The following is an 18,159-nucleotide window of genomic DNA, read 5'->3' as shown; positions in this document are numbered from 1 at the left end:
GCCTTTTTTCATGTCCGGCAAAACGTCATTCGCCCGCCAGTTCACGCAACTGCGCCAGGGTCTGCTCGTCCAGCACAATCCCCTGGGCCAATGATCTGGCTCGCTGCAAATGCCGGCGATCACCCGGCAGACGCTTGAGCCCCACGCTGTGCATCTGTCGCACCAGTTCCTGACTGCGCTCGGCAAAACTCTGCCCGGCGGTCTTGCTCGGGTCGATCACGATCAGCAACTGTCCGGTCCATGGGGTCTTGGCTCCGGGATGGTTCTTCCAGTCGAATTCGAACGAGAAATTGCCACCGGTCAGCGCAGCGGCAAGCAGCTCTACCATCATCGACAGCGCCGAACCCTTGTGCCCGCCAAACGGCAGTAAGGCGCCGCCCTCGAGAATCGCTTTCGGATCGCAGGTCGGCTGGCCGAGGCTGTCCACACCCATGCCCGCCGGCAGTTTTTCACCTTTGCGCGCGGCGATTTGCACGTCACCGTGGGCGATGGCGCTGGTGGCCAGGTCGAACACGATCGGCGCCCCGTCGGCCCGAGGCGCAGCGAAGGCGATCGGGTTGGTGCCGAACAGTGGTCGGTCGGCACCGTGCGGCACTACGCAAGTCATGCTGTTGACCACACTGAGCGCCACCAGGCCTTCTTCGGCGAAAGGCTCGACGTCCGGCCACAGCGCGGCAAAGTGATGGGAATTGCGGATCGCCAATATCGCGATCCCGGCACTGCGGGCCTTTTCCACCAGCAGCGGACGCGCCGCCGCCAGCGCAGGCTGGGCGAAACCGTTACCGGCATCGACACTGACAAACCCTGATGCGACGTCCTCGACCTTTGGCACGGCCTGGCCATTAACCCAGCCACTGTCGAGGGTCGAGACATAACCGGGAATCCGGAATACGCCATGACTGTGAGCACCGTCCCGCTCGGCGTTGGCGCAATTGGCGGCCAGCGTTCCGGCTACTTCCACCGAGGTGCCGTGACGGATGAAGATCGTTTCCAGCAGTTGAGTCAGCTCGTCCAGGGACAGCGTGGACGAGACCGCATGATCGTGTGGCGCAGACATCTGAAGCTCCAGAATAATTATTGGAGGGAACAACAGCGTACGAACTGACGCATCCGGATTAATCACGGGCAGCCGGCGACCTGTCAACCCTGCGATGTCTGCGGTGATACTTCCAGGCAATATTCATGTACCACCTGTGACAGCTCCCCGGCCCCTAGCCTCACGTCTCGCCATTCCTGTGCAAACGCACACTAGTCGAGACTTGAGATGCCCATACCCGTATTGCTTTTTCCCGACGCCCTCGACTCCCCGGCGCTGTGGCCCGAACTGGGCAGAATTCATGGCCTGGCAGACAAGGATTTCCGATGGCTGGCCGATGTCCGGCTGGCGTCCGATAGCTTAAGGCGCCAGCAGAGGCCGCCAATGTTGGCCGAACGTATTCTGCTCACCGCCGACAACCAGCTCCCCGTCACGCTGCCAGGCGCATTCGTTCTGAGTGAAACCCCGTACGACAAGGGCCAGATCCTGTACACACCGAACGACGGCATCCGCAAATATCACAGTCGTGCCAACCTGAGGGCACAGCTCGAAGCACGCCTCAGAACAACCGACGATCAGGACACCCTGCTGGCCTTTCTACCGTTGGCCCAACAACGACGACTGCAGGATGCCGAGCGCATTTCGGTGACGTTTTCGATCATCGAAGAAGATGTGTTCGAGGAACGCGATACCTCTCTCAGGCAAGGTCCGTTGCTCAATGCCCAGGCCATGCTGGACGAACTGAAGAAACTGCCGACCCTTACGCAATTGCTGGACAGCGCACTGGATGAGCTGCTTCGGCCTCACTTCGGGACGTTGCAGCAAAGTCGCACCCGGGTCAGCGTTTACTCGGCTCGCGACACGGATGGCAATCCCGAGCCTGCCGGAGATGCCCCCAGGGTCGACTCAATGAGCCTGAGCGAGGCCGTGTTGATGCACTACCGCCACCAGCGCTGGCCGGGTACTCGTCAGCCCGAGTTTTCCCATCCCGCCAGGACAACGGGCCCCCACGACCAGGAACAATGGAGAAATGCCGTCATCCAGGCATCGGGCATGCTGCCGGCGTTGCTGTTCCGGCAGCTGGAACATTACTGGAACGCTGCCGCACTCTTGGGTTCGACGCGCCGTGCTTTCCTGACTCGGGTGCTGGAGGATCAGGCGCGAGTCGACTGGATGCGCAAGCGCGAAGCCGGAATCCTCGACGCAAACCAGTTCGACACGCTGCATCAGTTGATTCGGCCGACAGCCGAGCACCCCGCTGCCCCCATCACCGAAACCGTCCGTCTCTGGGAAAACCCGGCCAATTATGTAGAGCTGGCAGGCTCGCTGATGATCAGCGCCGGTTCTGATGCGTTTCTCTACACGCCGTCTCAAGGACTGCACCAGCTCAAGGACTATCAGGACCTGAAAGCGACCCTGCAGAGCAAGTTCGTTGCCGAAGGCCACGAGGATGAACTCTATGCCCTGCTGAGCCTGGAGGAACGCAGCCGCTTCCTGGGCTTCGATCAGCCACAGGTTTCGGGAGACCGGGTAGCCGGCGAGGTGTTCCGGTTCCTGGGCGAATCGATCATCACCAAGCAACGACAGAACGTCGAGTATGCCCTGCAAGTGTTTCGTCTGAGCGACGGAGCGGTAAACCTCCATGCACTGTTCGACAAGAGCGTGGATATCCGCTCGATGATTCACGAACATCTGCTGCAACTCGATGCCCAGGGGCGCTGGAGCACACAACCGGTCTGGTCCGGCAGCCAGCAGCCTTCGATCCTTCTGGCCGACAAGGCCCGCGCGGCGATCAGGACGTACCATGCGGTCGAGACGCCACTGCTGGAGAAACTCGACAGACAGCCCATGACAACCCGGGACACCCAACGCGCCTGGCTTGAGAACATGAAAGCGGATCTGGCCCATGCCTGGTTCGTCGGCGTGAATGGCGAAGCCCGGCTCAGGGCATCGAGTGGCAGTCTGCCAGACTGGGTCCGGGCCGTCGTCGAAACCGTCATCAATGCAGACCGACCGAGTCGCCTGGAACGTCCGGGGCTTGGAGGTTTCCGGCCCGACGCCTTTGCCCTCACCCTCGAGACGCCCGACGGCAAGACCGTCTGGCCCCTGGCCCATTGCGTCTTCATGACCGAACGCGGCGGTCTCGACCCCCGTCACTCGGGACGTGCCGTTTTGTGGACGCCGGCACTGGGGCTGGAGGCTTTCGACAGCGTCGCCAATGCCCGAGACGCGCTGAACAGGCGGCTGCTCGACAACGTTCAAAGCCTGTCAATGCTGGAGAACATCCTTCACGAGCAGTACCAGCCTCATCAGCGTTATACCCTCGGGCGGTTGCGCACCCTTCATGGCAACGTGTTGCAAGACCGTATTCAGTCGGCCGTCGAGCACTATCTGTCGCGATGCGAACAGGTACGTCAGCGCCTCCAGGACGGCACGAAACGGGAAAAGGCCTTGTCGGCGCTGCGCGGGATGCCACCCCAGACCAACCTGCGCCTGGCGAGTGAACATGCCCGGGCCATCGAGAACCAACAGACATTTCCTGCCTGGCTGAGCATGGCCCCGGTCATGGATCAGAAGCGACACGTCGAACTGCTTGAACGCTGGAACCGCAATGTCGTCGACGACAAGGATTACCTGACAGGCGTCACACCGCTGGTCGAGCATGTCGAAAACGCACTGAAAACCTCGCTCGCCCTGCGCTTTCCGAACGAGCATCTCGATCCCCGACAGATCGAAATCATCCCTAATCTGGCGCTGGCCGGCCCTCCTCGCAACCTGGTCGAATTTGCCCTCAATCACGTCAACGTACTCCAGGGCACGGGTTACAGGGTGGTGTCGAAAACCACCGAATCGCTGCCTCCCGGACTGGATCGCAAGGCGGTCGATCAATTGCTGCTGTCGCTGGAGATCCCGACGAACTATGGACACAAGGTAGCGGCGGCACTCTCGACGGACACGCTTGAAGGTCGAGAGCGCAAGCAACGCTTTTTCCGCCAGGTGCCCTGGCAATTGATGCAGCATGCCCACGCATTGAAACTTCAGCAGCATTTGTCGACTGCCGCTTACACCCAGGTTTGCCAGGCACTGGACATGCCTGACGGCTATGCTCGCGCCACCCTGCCCGGTGCCCATGTCGTCGTGAGCCCGCTGGCACTGTTCAAGACAATCGGTGCCAGCGCAGAAACCGCGTTGGGACTTTACGTCTTTGCTCCGGGTCAGCGGCACGATGGGCCTCTGGTGTTGTACGCACCGTATGCCGAGCCGCTGTTTCACGAATTCAGGAATGAGGAGGAACTGATCGCCGCCCTGAATACACCGGGGCCTCTGCAGAACCTGTTGCTTCGGCGCCTGCCCGCCGGCCGGCAGGCGGTTTTTCGCAGCCTGTTGGCAGCCACGGCGGGCCAGACCAGCGAAATGACCCTGGCCGGTCACCCCATCGAAGGCAATCTGCTGGAGCAACTGTATAACGACAACCTCAAGCTCCTGCGGCAGCAGCTCGAATCGCAGACCGAACGCGAAGCACAGTCCGATTGGGAAAACGTCAAGACCCTGTTCAGCCATGGCATCAGGCAGGTCGCGACAACGTTGCAAGGCAAACTGGCCTTTGTGCCCTTTCTCTGGCGCGCCTACGAAGGCTTCAAAGACTCGGCCGAAGCCTTGCAGGACCATCACTGGAAACGGGCCATGCAGTCGTTTATTGCCGGCGGCGTGCAAATGGTGCAGATGGCGTTGCTGCCGGAGATTTCCACCGATGCCGCAACTGCCGGGCAACAACCCCGTGAAGCCGCGTCGTCCGATATCGGTGAAGTCGAGCCGACTTCGCCAGTACGCACCCTGATGCAATCATTCGAAGCCACCCACGTTGCGCTCAAGGATCTGGCGTACGGCTCGACAACGGGAACCTACAGCCAATCCAGCACCAACCGCGATTACGCTGCCATCAACGGCAAGGTTTACCAGGTCTCCCGGCACGAGTCGTACTGGCAACTGAGCGGCGCGGGAAAACACAGCCCCCTTTTTTCAGAAAAGCGGCCTGGCCATGGTTCAAGTACCGGCTCACCAGACCGTTCACTACGGTCAGGCGTTCAGGAAAATGGCCGAGCGCAATAACCTCTCCCGACTGCGGCGCTTGATGTTGAACATCGAGGCTCGCGGAATGGATGAAATTCGCCGCAAATACCCGGACAAGGCCCGAATGCTGGTGCACGCTATCGACCTCGCCCGACGCTATGCCTTTTACTGCCTGCATAATCTGGCACCGCTCAGCCACGGCACCGACAATCCCCGGGTGAGCCGATTCATTGAGCACTTTTTTGATGTGCCAACCGTCACTACGGCAACACTTGCCAAGATCAGCGCGACGATCCTGCCGATCTGTCGGGCGCTGGTGGATCCGGCCGATGAATTGCTGGATACCGATAGATTTGTCGTCGGTTCGAACCGTTTCATGCACGATGTGATTGCGTTCGTACTGGACGGTGACGAAAAAAAACTGGTGCATTTCACCGAGCACTTTTTCAACCAGCAACTGGATCAGTTCAAGAGCCATCTGCTGGCGCCGTTCGATGTCGATGGCCATGCTCAGGCCTCGACGCTGATTCACGAGTTTTCCCATCAATTCAGCAAGGCGCTGGATATTGCTTCGGTAAGGGCCCGGGAGCCATTCAGCGACCTGATCTCGACCATCACGGCTTCCGGCGCGCTATTGTTTCAGGAGCTGGAGTTCGATCAGAACTCTGCATTGTCACTGAGCACCCCACGGGCACAGCTGTTCGCGGAATGGAATACAACCCTCAAGTCCTGGGTCGACATCACCAGCGTCCCGGAGATGCAGGTTATCAGCGAGGCGATTCTCAAACTGACCGGCAGTAAAAACATGCAGGAAGCACGCAATGCCTTTCTCGATCAGCATTCACCGGACGTGCGGATCGACGTCATCCTGCACAATGCCGACTCCATCGCTCGCCTGATCTGCGAGATCGGCCGCCAGCTCGATCCGGTTCAGTCCCCTTGACGCACGTTGCGCGCGGGCCCGGCACCCGCGCGCAAATGCGAATAGTGCGCTTTTGATCATTTTTTCACTCTGCATCATGAATACTCTGTCCAATACATCCTGTGTTACAGGGGTATGACGGAGAAAACAGCTCCTCATTGATGGGAAATAGCCATGACGGCGGTTCTCGCCACCTTCCCGTCAAGGTTAGAATGCAGCAAATCAGGACGAGTCAATGACCCAGAACACCCTTTCCGAAGCCGAATACGATGCGATCACCGATGCCGCCGCGCACTGGTGCATGCGTCTGCACGCCGTCGACTGCACCGCCGAGGAACGGCTCGCATTCGAACAATGGCGCGATGCGCACCCGCTTCATGCCTTCGAATACGAGGCCATGCTGGAAATCTGGGATGTCGCCGAACACTTGCCGCGTCCCGAGCCCGCGGTGGTCGTACCGATCAGTCAGCCACCCCGGACCTGGCGTCAATATGCGGTAGCAGCCTCCGTTTGTGCGCTGGCGCTGCCACTGGCTGCCTGGACTGGCTGGAACCTTGGCTGGCTGCCCAGCAGCTATCAGCACTTCGCGGCCACCGACAATGTTCGCCATGTGACTCTGGATGATGGCAGCCAGGTCGAGTTGAACCTCAATACCGATCTGACCTTCAGCAATTACAAGGACGAGCGTCGGGTTACCCTGAAAAAGGGCGAGGCTTTCTTTGAGGTCAGCCACGACCTGAGCCACCCGTTCATCGTGAAGGCGGCCGAGGGCAGGATTCGCGTTACCGGTACTCGTTTCAATGTCTGGATGTATGAAGACCAGGTAAAGGTCAATCTGGTCGAAGGTTCGGTGCTGGTCACCAGCAATACTCAGTTGTCCGGTGACGGCCTGCGCCTGGGACCCGCGATGCAGGCTCGCTACAAGCACGGTGACTACATGCCGCAAATCAGCCAGACCTATGCCGGCGACACCTCGCTGGCCTGGCGTAGCGGTAAACTCGTGCTCGACAACCTGTCCCTGAACGAGGCCTTGCCGCTGATCAACCGTTACCTGGACAAACCGCTGATGCTGGCCGACAGCGCCACCGGCTCGATCCGGGTCGGCGGCATCTACAACGTCAAGGAGCTGAACAGCTTCGCCAGCTCGATGCCCAAGGTCCTGCCGGTGTTCATCACCCGCAACAAGGACGGCAACCCGGTGATCAATCCGATGCCTCAACAGCCACCAAAAAGCTGAAGGCCGCTCCTGTGAGGGAGCGGCCTTCCGTGTTTGTTGCGACAGCGTGGCGACGGACTATTGCGCCGCCACGTTCCCCGTTTTATCCATCTCTTCACTTACCCGCTGCACTTGATACTGCGGATCGGCCTTGATCTGCTGTTCGGTGAACGGCAACACGCTCCACTGTTTGTTCGAGAACGCCTCGGTCTGATCGCGGGAGTATTTCGACGCCGGATCACTGGACAACGAAAACGCCAGCAAGCCTTGAGCGTGCGGCCCCTTGTCGTCGAACGTCACCACTTGCAGATAGCTCGTCCCACTGACCACTTCGAGCTTGCCGTCCTCACGCGGCACGCTCTGGATTGCGTTGTAGATGCCGAGCGTGCCCGGCCCGCCATGGATCGGCGTCTGCTGACCGCCGCTGCTGACGACCTGGACATCGCCCCAACGGGTTTGCGCTGTCAGCCCCATTTTGCCGGCCGACTCGGCTGACGCCAGCATCGCCTCGCGCAGCACCTTGGCCACTTCGGTTTTTTCTGTCGCCAGTCCGCGCGGGGTGTGCTGCGCGTCTTTTGGATCGAATGCCACGCGCCAGATATCCGGAGTTTCCTGCAAGGCTTGCATGATGTTCTGGAAATGCACCAGACCCATTCCCGAATCCAGGCTCGCCCGACCGTCCCAGGCCTTGAGACTGGTACACACTGATGTCAATACGGTCTCGGCAGCAGCCGGCGAACCACAGAACTGCAACAGATCCGGCAGCACCTGACTGGCCAGATAAACCTGATCGTCCATCACCATATGTTGCAGGTCCTGCACCGAAACCGGCCCTTTTTTGCCAAGGCTCGCCAGACGATCCAATGCAAACCGTGAACGCAAGCCCAGTGGCTGGCCCTGTTGGCTGATCAGCGGAGAAAAACCGGTCAGCGGTTGTGCCGGGTTGGCCAACCAGGCCGAATCGTTGGAGTGCTGGACAAAGTCCTTGCGCAACAGTTGCGGCAATTGGCTGGATGCAAAGATTCCCTTCTGTGCCGCTTGTGGATCGATGTCCCAGGCGCAGTCACTGTTGGAGCCGTCGAGGACGATCATTTGCAGGCCGATACGCGGATCGCTGCACTTGGCCAGTTTGTCGGCGCTGACGTTCGGCACCACTGACAGGTTCATGTACAGCGTCTGCCCCTTGTCATCCACCGCCAGGGTGTTGACCCACGGGATGCCCTGGATCTTGTGCACCGAATCCTGCAGGTCCTTGAGATTGGCGGCGCGGTTCATCGAGTACCACTGCGTCAGCACACGATCATTGTCGAGGTTGGCATCGCGCAGGCTGTAGGCGTACTGGTTGTCCCAGTCGAGCTTGCCCGGCCACTGCACGATCGGGCCGAACTGCGAACTGTAGATATCACGCGATACCGGCGTCACTTGCCCGTCCGCCTGTTTGACCTGCACCGTCACCGTCTGCTTGTTCAACGGCAGTGATTTGCCATCGAGCACATAGCGGGTCGGATCCTTCGGATCGAGTTGCAGGCGATACAGGGTGAAGTGTTTGGACGAGTCAACGGTGTGAGTCCAGGCCAGGTGCTGGTTGAAACCGATATTGATCATCGGCAGACCCGGCAATGCTGCGCCCATCACATCCAGTTTGCCGGGAATGGTCAGGTGCATCTGATAGAAACGCATGCCGCCGACCCACGGAAAATGCGGGTTCGCCAGCAACATTCCGCGACCATTGAAAGAACGCTCGCTGCCCACGGCCACCGCATTGCTGCCGCGATCCAGGGCGAAACGTTGCAGGCGCGTGGCGGCCAGGTCATAGGCGCGGGCGTGACTCGGGTTTTGTGCAGTGGCTTGCGGCGGCGTGGCGCCGGCCAGTGCCTCGGCGAACTGACCGACGCCGCCCTCGACCAGCAGCCGACGCGTCAGCTTCACCAGGTCCTCGGCCGCGATATCACGCACCCACTCGCCCTGGCACTGTTGCGGCAGCCCTTGCTGGCGACGCTCGGCCAGATAGCGGTTGTAGCCGGCGGCATAACCCTCCACCAGATCGTGCACTTCGACCGGTTGCGCCTGCCAAAAGGCACTGACTGCTTGAGGGGTATTGAGCCATTGGAAGAACACGTCACTGACGCGGTTCTCGCGCTCTTCGACCGTCAATTGATCAGGCCCGAAGTAGCGCGACCGCTCACCATTGACCGTGACGATCTCGTTGGCCAGCAGGCACAGATTGTCTTGCGCATAGGCATAACCGATGCCAAATCCGAGGCCACGTTCGTTTTCAGCGCGGATGTGCGGTACGCCAAATCCCGTGCGACGAATGTCGGCGCCGGCCTGGGCGGATGGACTGAACGCATGCGCCGACAGACTCAGCCCGAGAAACATGCCGGCAAGGGTCAGCCCGGTTAACTGCCTGGAAATAATCACGCTCGCTCCTGATCGAAATGCCTGAGAGCGGATCCACGCGTGCAGAACTTTGAGGGGCAGCGGATCCGCTCCGGAAAACACCCACGCGTCCACGCGCAATGAGCCTGACCGGGAAACGAAACCGATGAAAAAAAATTTAGGGGATTACCGGACCGTTTAAAGCCCTGATCACGCGGAAAAGACGAATCAACGACAAATTTTCTACATTTTTCGCTTCATGATTTGTCGGGCTGATACGTCTTGTTTAGAGAGAGCACCAGAAACCCTTCCTGATCAGGCTCTGAAAAGGAGTAATCGCATGTACAACCCGCAACTACCATCGGACGGTAGCCAGGCACCACAAGGAGCTTCCATGGGTTCGCACGCCGGCGTATTCGGACCACGAGTCGAGCGCCACGGCAATGAACGTATTCGCCTGCTGCTCAAGAGCTTCGGCCTGCGCACCAGCCTGATTCGCCTGAAAGTCATTGATGCCCTTCTGGTCGCCGCCGAGAGCGAGCGCAGCCTGGGTGTGCGCGGTGTCCACAGCCAATTGCTGGAACTGGGCATTCCGCTGTCCTTTCTCAGCGTACGCGAAGTCTTGAAGCGCCTGTGCGCCGAAGGTGTGATCACCTTCAATGCCGACAAGAGCTACAGCCTGCATCCACAGGCTGCCGCCGTCCTCAACAGCGATTGATTCCCTTCTCGAGCGCCGTCAGGGTTTGACCTTGCGGCGCATCACACCGTTGATCACCACCACGACCACCGCCACGCCAATGGCGATGTACTGGAACACTTTTTGGCTGATCATCCCGGCGTTCTGCAACCAGGACAGGCCGAACATGATCGCCAGCACGGTAAGGGCGATCAGAATCGAGTATTTCAAACGTTGCGACTGAGTCATTGCGAATTCCTGAAACTTTGAAATGTATCGGGTTTGTATCGGCTTTCATGCCATGGGCATACCGTGTCACGGGGATGCGCCGCTGCAAACGGGGTCACATGTTACAGCCGATGAAGAGTTTTGACTCCATACGGCGTTAACCATGAGGACTTTTGAAATGCTGCGTCGAATCACCTGGCTGATTCCTGTATTGGCGCTGCTCACGCTGAGCGGCTGTATCATTTTCCCCCACGGCGGCTGGCATGGCGATCATCGCTACTACGGCGGAGGCCCTGGTTACTACCAACATCGATAAATCCGACATCGCAAGAGCACTGAAAATCGTCTCTTCAAATGCAACATTTGATTGAATGCCCATGAAAAATGCCCACGAGGATGTGGGCATTTTCCGTAATTCCTCCCCGTCAAAATGTAGGACATTTCGCCACGCACAATAGGACATTTGCCCTCCGCAAAATTGTGCAAACTGGTGACATACACCGTCACATCTATGACATAGAACACCTGCCCTTCTCGCCTCTAGCCTTCGCGTCCCCACTTGAAGGCCATGGAAGCGCATGCAAAGAACACTCATCGATATCCCCCCGCTAAAAACACTTGGCTTCTGTCTGGCCATCACGCTGTTCGAGTGGCTGACCTATATGGCCAGCGACATGATCATGCCGGCCATGCTCATCGTCACCGAAGACCTCGACGCCGACCCACGGCATATCCCCAATGCGTTCAACCTGTACCTGATTGGAGGCGTCTGCCTGCAATGGCTGATCGGGCCACTGTCCGACCGGTTTGGCCGCCGCCCCGTGTTGCTCATTGGCTGCGCGCTCTTCGCAGTGACCTGCGCGGCGGCGATCGTTACCCCCGGCATTGAAGTGTTCAATGCATTACGGCTGCTGCAAGGCATGGGGCTGGGGTTCGTGGTCGCTGTCAGTTATCCCGCACTCCAGGAAGTCTTCTCTGAAGCGGATGCCGTGCGGCTTATGGCGCTACTCGGAAATATCGCGCTGCTGTCACCGTTGCTGGGTCCACTGCTCGGCAGCCTGTTGCTGGAGTGGATGAGCTGGCGCGACCTGTTCCTCGCCCTGGGGCTGGCTGCCGCCATCGCGTGGATCGGGCTCTACACCTGCCTGCCGGAAACCATCGGAGTGGTTCGCCGCGATGGCGGCCAACAGGCCCCCGTTCCGCTGTCCTGGCGAAAGACCCGTCGTCGCTACCTGGCGCTGCTGCGCAACTCCGAGTTTCTTGGCGCGAGCCTTTCGCTCGGGCTGATGAGCCTGCCGCTGATTGCCTGGATCGGGCTCGCGCCACTGTTGCTGATCCAGTGGCTTGGCTTGTCGACGCGAGAGTACGCGCTGTGGCAGATCCCCATCTTTTCGGCGGTCATTGTCGGCAATCTGATCCTTGACCGACTGCTGCCCTCACGCAAGCTGCCGCAATTGATTCGCCTCGCACTCTGGCCGTTTTGCCTCGGGTTGCTGACCTTGCTGGCTGGCGCGTTGATCGGCGTATCCCTCGGTTTGCTGATTGCCGGCCTCACGCTGTATGCGGTTGGACTGGGCATCAGCAATGCCGTGCTGTATCGGCTGGCGCTGTTTTCCAGCGATGACAGCAAGGGGTTGGTCTCGGCAGCCGTGGGCATGATCTCGATTGCCGTGATGGGCACCGGCGGTTCACTCATCGCGGCCATCGGCGGCGGTGCCTGCCTCGAATCCTTCGCCCTCTGGGCGGCCGTGGGCGGGCTGCTGAGCCTGCCCCTCCTGTACCGGTTTCTACGAAACGCCTCGGCAGAAACCGCTTCCTCGCCACATCAATAACAAGGACGCCTGATGCTCCATTTCCCCCATAGCGACGCACTCTGTGCGTTGACGCAACCCTATTGTCCGGATTCCGTGCCGACAGGGCTTTTCGATCGAGCCATGGCCGAAATCAGCCGTTTTCATTGCGAGCACACGCCCGGTTATGAACGCTGGATCAATGCCAACGGGTTGGCAGCCGCAGACCTGGACAGCCTCGACGACTGGTCGAGACTGCCGCCGATCTTCGCCAGTTTTTTCAAACAACAACAACAACAACTGCTGAGCCCGACCGGTGCACAGGCACTGGAACTGACATCATCCGGCACCAGTGGTCAGAAGAGCCGCATGCGTTATGACGAGCGCAGCCTGGGGGCCGCGCAAAACATGGTCGAGCGAATTTTCCACCACTACGGCTGGGTCAGTCCGCAAACGCCGTGCAACTACTTGCTGCTAAGTTACGAACCCGAAGCCAGCATCACCCTGGGCACGTCGTTCACCGATCAGTTCCTGTGCCGGTTCGCGCCGGTCAACCGTGTGGCCTATGCCTTGCGACGAACCGGAGGCGGACACGAGTTTGACGGCTTCGGCGTCATCTCGGCCTTGCAGTCATTTGCCGAAGAAGGCCTGCCGGTGAGGATCATCGGTTTCCCGGCGTTTCTCTGGCAGACCCTTCAACGCATGCAGGCCACCGGAGTGGCGAACCTGCAATTGGCAGCGAACTCGCTGGCGCTGTTTGGCGGCGGCTGGAAAACCAGTGCGGCGCAGGAAATCCCTCGCCAGCATTTGTACGAGCGTATCCATCACCAACTCGGGATCGAACCGTCCCGTTGCCGCGACGGCTACGGCGCGGTCGAGCACCCGGTGCCTTACTTCGAGTGCGCTCACCATCATTTCCATGTTCCCGTCTATTCGAAGGTATTTGTGCGCAACCCATCGGATTTCTCCGTTTTGCCTTATGACCGGCCGGGGCTGCTGAGTGCGGTCTCGCCCTACATTTCCTCAAGCCCGGCCCATGCAGTCGTCATGAGCGACCTGATCACTCTGCACCCCGGCGCAAGCTGTGGCTGCGGTTTGGTCAGCGACTGGTTCGAACTGCATGGCCGTGCCGCTACCACTTCCGGCAGAAGCTGCGCCTTGGCGGCTTCCGAACTCCTGGGGAGGCACTGATATGTACTTGATCAATGGACAACTTCACGATGAATTCAGCCTTGATGCCGCGCTGGATCAACTGCACCAGACGCTGCCATTACGCCTGAACCTGCCCTTGCACAGCGAGACAGTTATCCGTGCAGCGGCCGCGTTTGCCGTCCGCTTGAGCAGCAACGCTCCGGCCCTGCCACTCGATGCCGAACAACGTCAGTCGCTGATCGAGTTCTGCCAGCCTCAAGGGCTGCTGCGCAAGCTCGAACGTGAGCTGGGCGATCAACCTGCTGCGCTGCGGCGTTTCGACTATCGCCAACCACGCTTCGAGTGCTGGAGCCCCTTGGGCCTGGTGGTTCACATCACTCCCGGCAACGCTACACTCCTGGCGTTCTGTGCGGTGGTCGAGAGTCTGCTGGCCGGCAACGTCAACTGGCTACGCCCCAGCAGCAGCGACAACGGCCTGACCGCGCAATTGCTCCATGCCCTGACGCAATGCGACCCCAGCGGCCAATTGGCCGGGCACGTCGCTGTCGTTCCGGCGACTACCGCGCAAATCGGCCAGTTGTGCCAATGGGCCAACGGCGTCTCGGCCTGGGGTGGCGAGTCGGCGCTGCGAGCGATCCGTGAGCAGATCCCCGCCGGGTGCCGCTGGATCGATTGGGGACATCGCATCAGCTTCGTTTATCTGACCCCGGACGCCGTCTCGCCACAGACACTGGATGACGTGGCGGATGAAGTCTGCCGACTCGATCAGCAAGCCTGCTCCAGTCCGCAATGGTTGCTCGTGGACAGCGACGATCCAGCCGTACTGCGCGAAATCGGTTTACGGCTGTCCGAAGCATTCGAACGCCGTGCGGGGCAATGGCCGCCATTGCCGCCAACCCTCCAGGAAGCCTCGCAAATCACCACCGATACGGCCATGGCCCGGCTCGCACACAGTTTCACCGAGGTGGCTGGCGAGGTCTGGGCAACATCGGGCTGGCGGGTGATCTGGACCCACGATCTGCAATTGCAGCCCTCACCGTTGTTTCGCAGCCTGCTACTCAAGCCACTGCCGCACGCACGGCTGATCGAGACGTTGCTGCCATGGCGAAACGTGCTGCAAAGCTGCGCTCTGATTTGCCCGGAACAGCAGATTGCAGCGCTTTCACGGAACCTGATCGCCGCCGGAGTCACCCGGATTGCCCCGATGTCGGCGATTCACGATGGCTACGAAGGCGAACCCCATGACGGCGTCTATGCCTTGCAGCGCCTGAGCCGGCGAGTCTCGGCAAGCCTGTCGTCGACACAACTGCCCTCTCACGCTTCACTTGACGGTGCAGCCACTGAACCCTGCGTGACGAACCTGCCGATCATGAGCAAGGAAGATTTTATCGCTCGCCCGATCAACCCTGCAGCCCAGTTGTATTTCCGCTCCGGTGGCAGCGGCGGCGTACCGGCGCTCTCGGGTTTCAGTTATCGCGATTTCCACCGGCAGATGCGCGCTACGGCCGACGGTCTGTTTGCAGCCGGACTCGATCCGAGCCGGGACCGAGTGATGAACCTTTTTTTCAGCGGCGGTCTGTATGGCGGTTTTTTCAGCTTCTCCAAAGTGCTGGAGCAACTGGACGTCACACACCTGCCGATGGGTGCCCCGGCCGATGACGACTACCGGGAGATTGCGCAATTGATCGTCGATCAGCGGGTCAACACGCTGATCGGCATGCCGAGCACCCTGCATCGCTTGTTCCTCAACGAACAAGTGCGTCTGCGCGCCTATGGCGGGGTCGAAAAAATATTTGTGGGCGGCGAGCACCTCGGTGAACAGAGCCGCCAGTTGCTGCAAGAGTGCGGTGTCAGCCTGATCCGCTCGGCGATTTACGGCAGTGTCGATGCCGGCCCGCTCGGTCATGCGTGCTCAGCCACCGACGATGGTGTGTTTCATCTTTTGAGCGATATCCAGCACCTGGAAATTGTCGAGTTCGAGGACGATCGTCCCGTCCATGGCACCGAAACCGGACGCCTGGTGTTCACGTCCATCGAACGGCAAGGTCAGAACGTGCAGCGTTATGACGTCGGCGACAGCGGTCGCTGGGTGCCCGGAGAGTGTGGATGTGGCCTGACGACGCCCCGGTTCGAATTGCTTCAGCGCCACGGCCGGCTGGTGCGCATCGGTACCGATTTCATCTGTTTTTCGGTGCTGGCGCAGCACCTGCAGAGCGAATTCCAGGTGGTCCTTGAACATGCTCCCGACGGACTCGAATGCATGAAATTCCGAAGTGCGCTCGAACCCCACAAGGTGCATGAACGATTGCTGGGCTACCCGACGCTGGCCACCCTCGTGCAGACCGGGCTGCTGACGGTAGAGGCACAAATGTGCGCCATCGACGGTTTCACCCGAAACAAACACAGCGGCAAGACGCCGCTGCTGATCGATAACCGGAGAGTTCGCGCGTCCTCCGTTCTGCAAGGAGCACACCATGAAGCCAGTAACTGATTGGCAAGAGCTGGTGGCTTTTGCGCGTCAGCATTCCAGCTTTTACGCCAGCCACTTCAGCGACGTGCCCGAGCAGGTAACGTCGCTGTCCGAACTGCCGGTCATTGACCCTGCGCAGTACTGGAAAGGCAGCCACGACCTCGACCACTGGCCAGTGCTGACCGCAGGTCTGGATAACGCATTGGTGTTCAAAACCGGCGGGACGACCGGCGATGGCAAGCTGTCGGTCTTCGAGCGCCGCGAATGGCAAACGCTGGTGGAAGATTTCGCGGGCAGCCTCAAGGGTCGGTTGAACAAGGGTGACCGGGTCGCCAACCTGTTTTTCGTCGGTGACCTGTATGCCAGTTTCATCTTTACCCACGACGCTCTGGCCCATGTACAGCCAGGCATCGTGGAGTTCCCTTTCACCGGCCACGTCGATTCGGCCGTCCTGGCCGAGGCGATTATCCGGCACCGGATCAATGTGCTGGCAGGTTTACCCGCGCATTTGCTGTCCTTTGCTGCATGGCTGGAGCGCCAGGGACGCCGGCTGAAGTGCGTCGATTCCCTGCTCTACGCCGGTGAAAGCCTGTTCCCGGCACAGTTGCAACTGCTGGGTCGGGTATTCCCCAATGTGCGGGTTGCGTCCATGGGATACGCGAGTGTCGACGCCGGCTTCATCGGCGCCAGCCATTTCGACTGCGCATTGGGTGAACATCGAATGCCTCAGGGTCACAGCGTGCTGGAAATCCTCGACGAGCAGACCGGCGAAGTGATCGAGGAATGCGGTCGCACCGGACGCCTGGTGATGACCAATCTCACCCGACGGTTGATGCCGTTGATTCGCTACCCGGTCGGTGACCGCGCCTGCTGGCGAGAGGTTGAGCAAACCCCCGCACGCAAATTCGCATTGATGGGCCGTAGCGCCGACAGCCAGCGAGTCCGGGTGGGCATTCTGACGTTACTGCCTGATGAAATTGGCAATGCCGTACAACACGTGACCCGCAGTGACGACTGGCAACTGGTGATCGAGCAGAGCGGGACAAAAGACATCCTGACCCTGAAATGGGCTCCGGATGCAGTGCGACCCGCGCCGGTGGAATCAGAGCGGATGCTGCGCAGCGCGTTGATCGAACGCTATCCGTTAATTTCGCAATTGAACGCTGATCATCTGCTGGATTTACAGATTGATTGTTGCACTGTTCAAGACCTTTCACGCCACCCACGCTCAGGCAAGCGTCAGCGCGTGCTGGACCTGCGGGTCTACAACAGTCCTCCCGCGGCGCTTAGCTGATGGAAAGCGTAACGCTGCGGAACTACCGCACCAGCGACGCAAAAGCCGTGAGCATGCTGTTTCGCAAAATCTATGGCGACCTCTACGCCCAGGCCCACGTCTATCTGCCCTGCATGATCGACCGCAACCATGCGCAAGGCCGCTGGCACTCACGGGTAGCGGTGACCGGAGATCAAGTGCTGGGGAACGCGACATTGCTTCGCGCCGAGGACTCGCCTGTCGCCGAACTGGCGCTCAGCGTGGTTGCCTCCGAAACCCGCGGCCAGAATGTTGCCACCCGGCTGGCGCGGCAACTGTTGATCGATGCCGAGACGCTGGGATGTCGGGGCGTGACGATCAAGCAGGTGACCTGTCACCCCTACACCCAGCGCATGGCAACCGGCCTCGGCTTTCACAATACGGGATGGCTGCCCGACGGTGTCCCGTCTCCGCATGACGCCTCGGCACGGGAGTCGCTCGTCATCGGGTACCTGCCCATCGATGGAAACCGGCGTCCGCTTCCAGCCCTGGCATGGCCCGACAGCTGTCGAGAGTTCATGCAGCAGATGTGCAGTGTGTTCGGGACGCAGGAAAAGGCCGCGCCATGGGTGGGCGAACCGGCGCATCTTGAACAGCGGTGGGATCGATATGAAGGGACTTTCAAGGCACTTGATAGCTGTTTGCTCAAGCAGTTGCAGGAACTGCCGGCGCATTGGCTCATTTCAATCCGGCTGAGGCTGGCGCAGGGGTTTGATAGCGCTTGGCACGCGCTGACGACGGCGGGTTTCGTGTTCACCGGACTGGCGCCGGATGAGCGAGGTGCAGGATGGCTGGCGTTGTTTCACCGCGGCGCAAAACCTCCCCCGCTGACGTTGACTTGCCCGCACATGCAGCGGCTGCACGATGACCTGCAACGGAAGTCAGAAAGCGTGGCACGATAACGACA

At 60.0% G+C, this 18,159-nt stretch carries 13 protein-coding genes; 9 read left to right on the top strand and 4 right to left on the bottom strand.

Features of this window, described 5'->3' with window-relative positions:
• Nucleotides 1-25: 25 nt before the first annotated feature.
• Nucleotides 26-1,057, bottom strand: coding sequence for an Ldh family oxidoreductase (locus R1A29_RS12980; RefSeq protein ID WP_438301765.1), 1,032 nt, complete (start codon nucleotides 1,055-1,057; stop codon nucleotides 26-28).
• 363 nt (nucleotides 1,058-1,420) lie between these two features.
• Here R1A29_RS12980 and R1A29_RS12975 point away from each other — a divergent pair, with 363 nt between their 5' ends.
• The 3 genes from R1A29_RS12975 to R1A29_RS12965 all read left to right on the top strand — a co-directional run bounded on the left by R1A29_RS12975 (nucleotide 1,421) and on the right by R1A29_RS12965 (nucleotide 7,266).
• Nucleotides 1,421-5,146, top strand: coding sequence for a dermonecrotic toxin domain-containing protein (locus R1A29_RS12975; RefSeq protein ID WP_438301764.1), 3,726 nt, complete (start codon nucleotides 1,421-1,423; stop codon nucleotides 5,144-5,146).
• A complete protein-coding gene (locus tag R1A29_RS12970; RefSeq protein WP_438301763.1) occupies nucleotides 5,076-6,050 on the top strand; it encodes a hypothetical protein in 975 nt (324 codons plus the stop codon). The genes R1A29_RS12975 and R1A29_RS12970 overlap by 71 nt, the downstream gene beginning before the upstream one ends.
• Nucleotides 6,051-6,264: 214 nt before the next feature.
• The gene (locus R1A29_RS12965) at nucleotides 6,265-7,266 is read left to right on the top strand and encodes a FecR family protein (protein WP_438301762.1); all 1,002 of its coding nucleotides are present in this window, start codon (nucleotides 6,265-6,267) and stop codon (nucleotides 7,264-7,266) included.
• A 57-nt stretch (nucleotides 7,267-7,323) separates the two neighbouring features.
• Here R1A29_RS12965 and pvdQ read toward each other — a convergent pair whose 3' ends face one another.
• Nucleotides 7,324-9,666 (bottom strand): bifunctional acylase PvdQ, encoded by a 2,343-nt coding sequence (gene pvdQ, locus R1A29_RS12960; RefSeq protein ID WP_438301761.1) that lies wholly within the window; start codon nucleotides 9,664-9,666, stop codon nucleotides 7,324-7,326.
• A 298-nt stretch (nucleotides 9,667-9,964) separates the two neighbouring features.
• Here pvdQ and R1A29_RS12955 point away from each other — a divergent pair, with 298 nt between their 5' ends.
• Nucleotides 9,965-10,342, top strand: coding sequence for a fe2+ zn2+ uptake regulation protein (locus R1A29_RS12955; protein ID WP_119426197.1), 378 nt, complete (start codon nucleotides 9,965-9,967; stop codon nucleotides 10,340-10,342).
• Nucleotides 10,343-10,360: 18 nt separating this feature from the next.
• Here R1A29_RS12955 and R1A29_RS12950 read toward each other — a convergent pair whose 3' ends face one another.
• Together R1A29_RS12950 and R1A29_RS12945 are read right to left on the bottom strand one after the other, a co-directional pair.
• The gene (locus R1A29_RS12950; protein WP_085708192.1) at nucleotides 10,361-10,549 is read right to left on the bottom strand and encodes a hypothetical protein; all 189 of its coding nucleotides are present in this window, start codon (nucleotides 10,547-10,549) and stop codon (nucleotides 10,361-10,363) included.
• Between the two features lie 136 nt (nucleotides 10,550-10,685).
• Nucleotides 10,686-10,934: a hypothetical protein gene (locus R1A29_RS12945; protein ID WP_438302108.1), complete on the bottom strand. Its 249-nt coding sequence runs from the start codon at nucleotides 10,932-10,934 to the stop codon at nucleotides 10,686-10,688.
• Between the two features lie 172 nt (nucleotides 10,935-11,106).
• Between R1A29_RS12945 and R1A29_RS12940 the strand changes: the two genes are divergently transcribed.
• The 5 genes from R1A29_RS12940 to R1A29_RS12920 are packed head-to-tail and all read left to right on the top strand — an operon-like array spanning nucleotide 11,107 to nucleotide 18,154.
• Nucleotides 11,107-12,360, top strand: coding sequence for an MFS transporter (locus R1A29_RS12940; protein ID WP_438301760.1), 1,254 nt, complete (start codon nucleotides 11,107-11,109; stop codon nucleotides 12,358-12,360).
• A gap of 12 nt (nucleotides 12,361-12,372) precedes the next feature.
• The gene (locus tag R1A29_RS12935; RefSeq protein WP_438301759.1) at nucleotides 12,373-13,509 is read left to right on the top strand and encodes an acyl-protein synthase; all 1,137 of its coding nucleotides are present in this window, start codon (nucleotides 12,373-12,375) and stop codon (nucleotides 13,507-13,509) included.
• Between the two features lies 1 nt (nucleotide 13,510).
• A complete protein-coding gene (locus tag R1A29_RS12930) occupies nucleotides 13,511-15,961 on the top strand; it encodes an acyl-CoA reductase (RefSeq protein ID WP_438301758.1) in 2,451 nt (816 codons plus the stop codon).
• Entirely contained in the window at nucleotides 15,945-17,234 is a 1,290-nt protein-coding gene (locus R1A29_RS12925) for a phenylacetate--CoA ligase family protein (RefSeq protein ID WP_438301757.1), read from the top strand. The genes R1A29_RS12930 and R1A29_RS12925 overlap by 17 nt, the downstream gene beginning before the upstream one ends.
• A complete protein-coding gene (locus R1A29_RS12920; RefSeq protein WP_438301756.1) occupies nucleotides 17,234-18,154 on the top strand; it encodes a GNAT family N-acetyltransferase in 921 nt (306 codons plus the stop codon). Before R1A29_RS12925 ends, R1A29_RS12920 begins: the two co-directional genes overlap by 1 nt.
• Nucleotides 18,155-18,159 lie beyond the last annotated feature (5 nt).

Source organism: Pseudomonas sp. NMS19W, from assembly GCF_051554255.1.
Lineage (GTDB): Bacteria > Pseudomonadota > Gammaproteobacteria > Pseudomonadales > Pseudomonadaceae > Aquipseudomonas > Aquipseudomonas kribbensis.
This window is presented reverse-complemented; position numbering and strand designations above follow the sequence as displayed.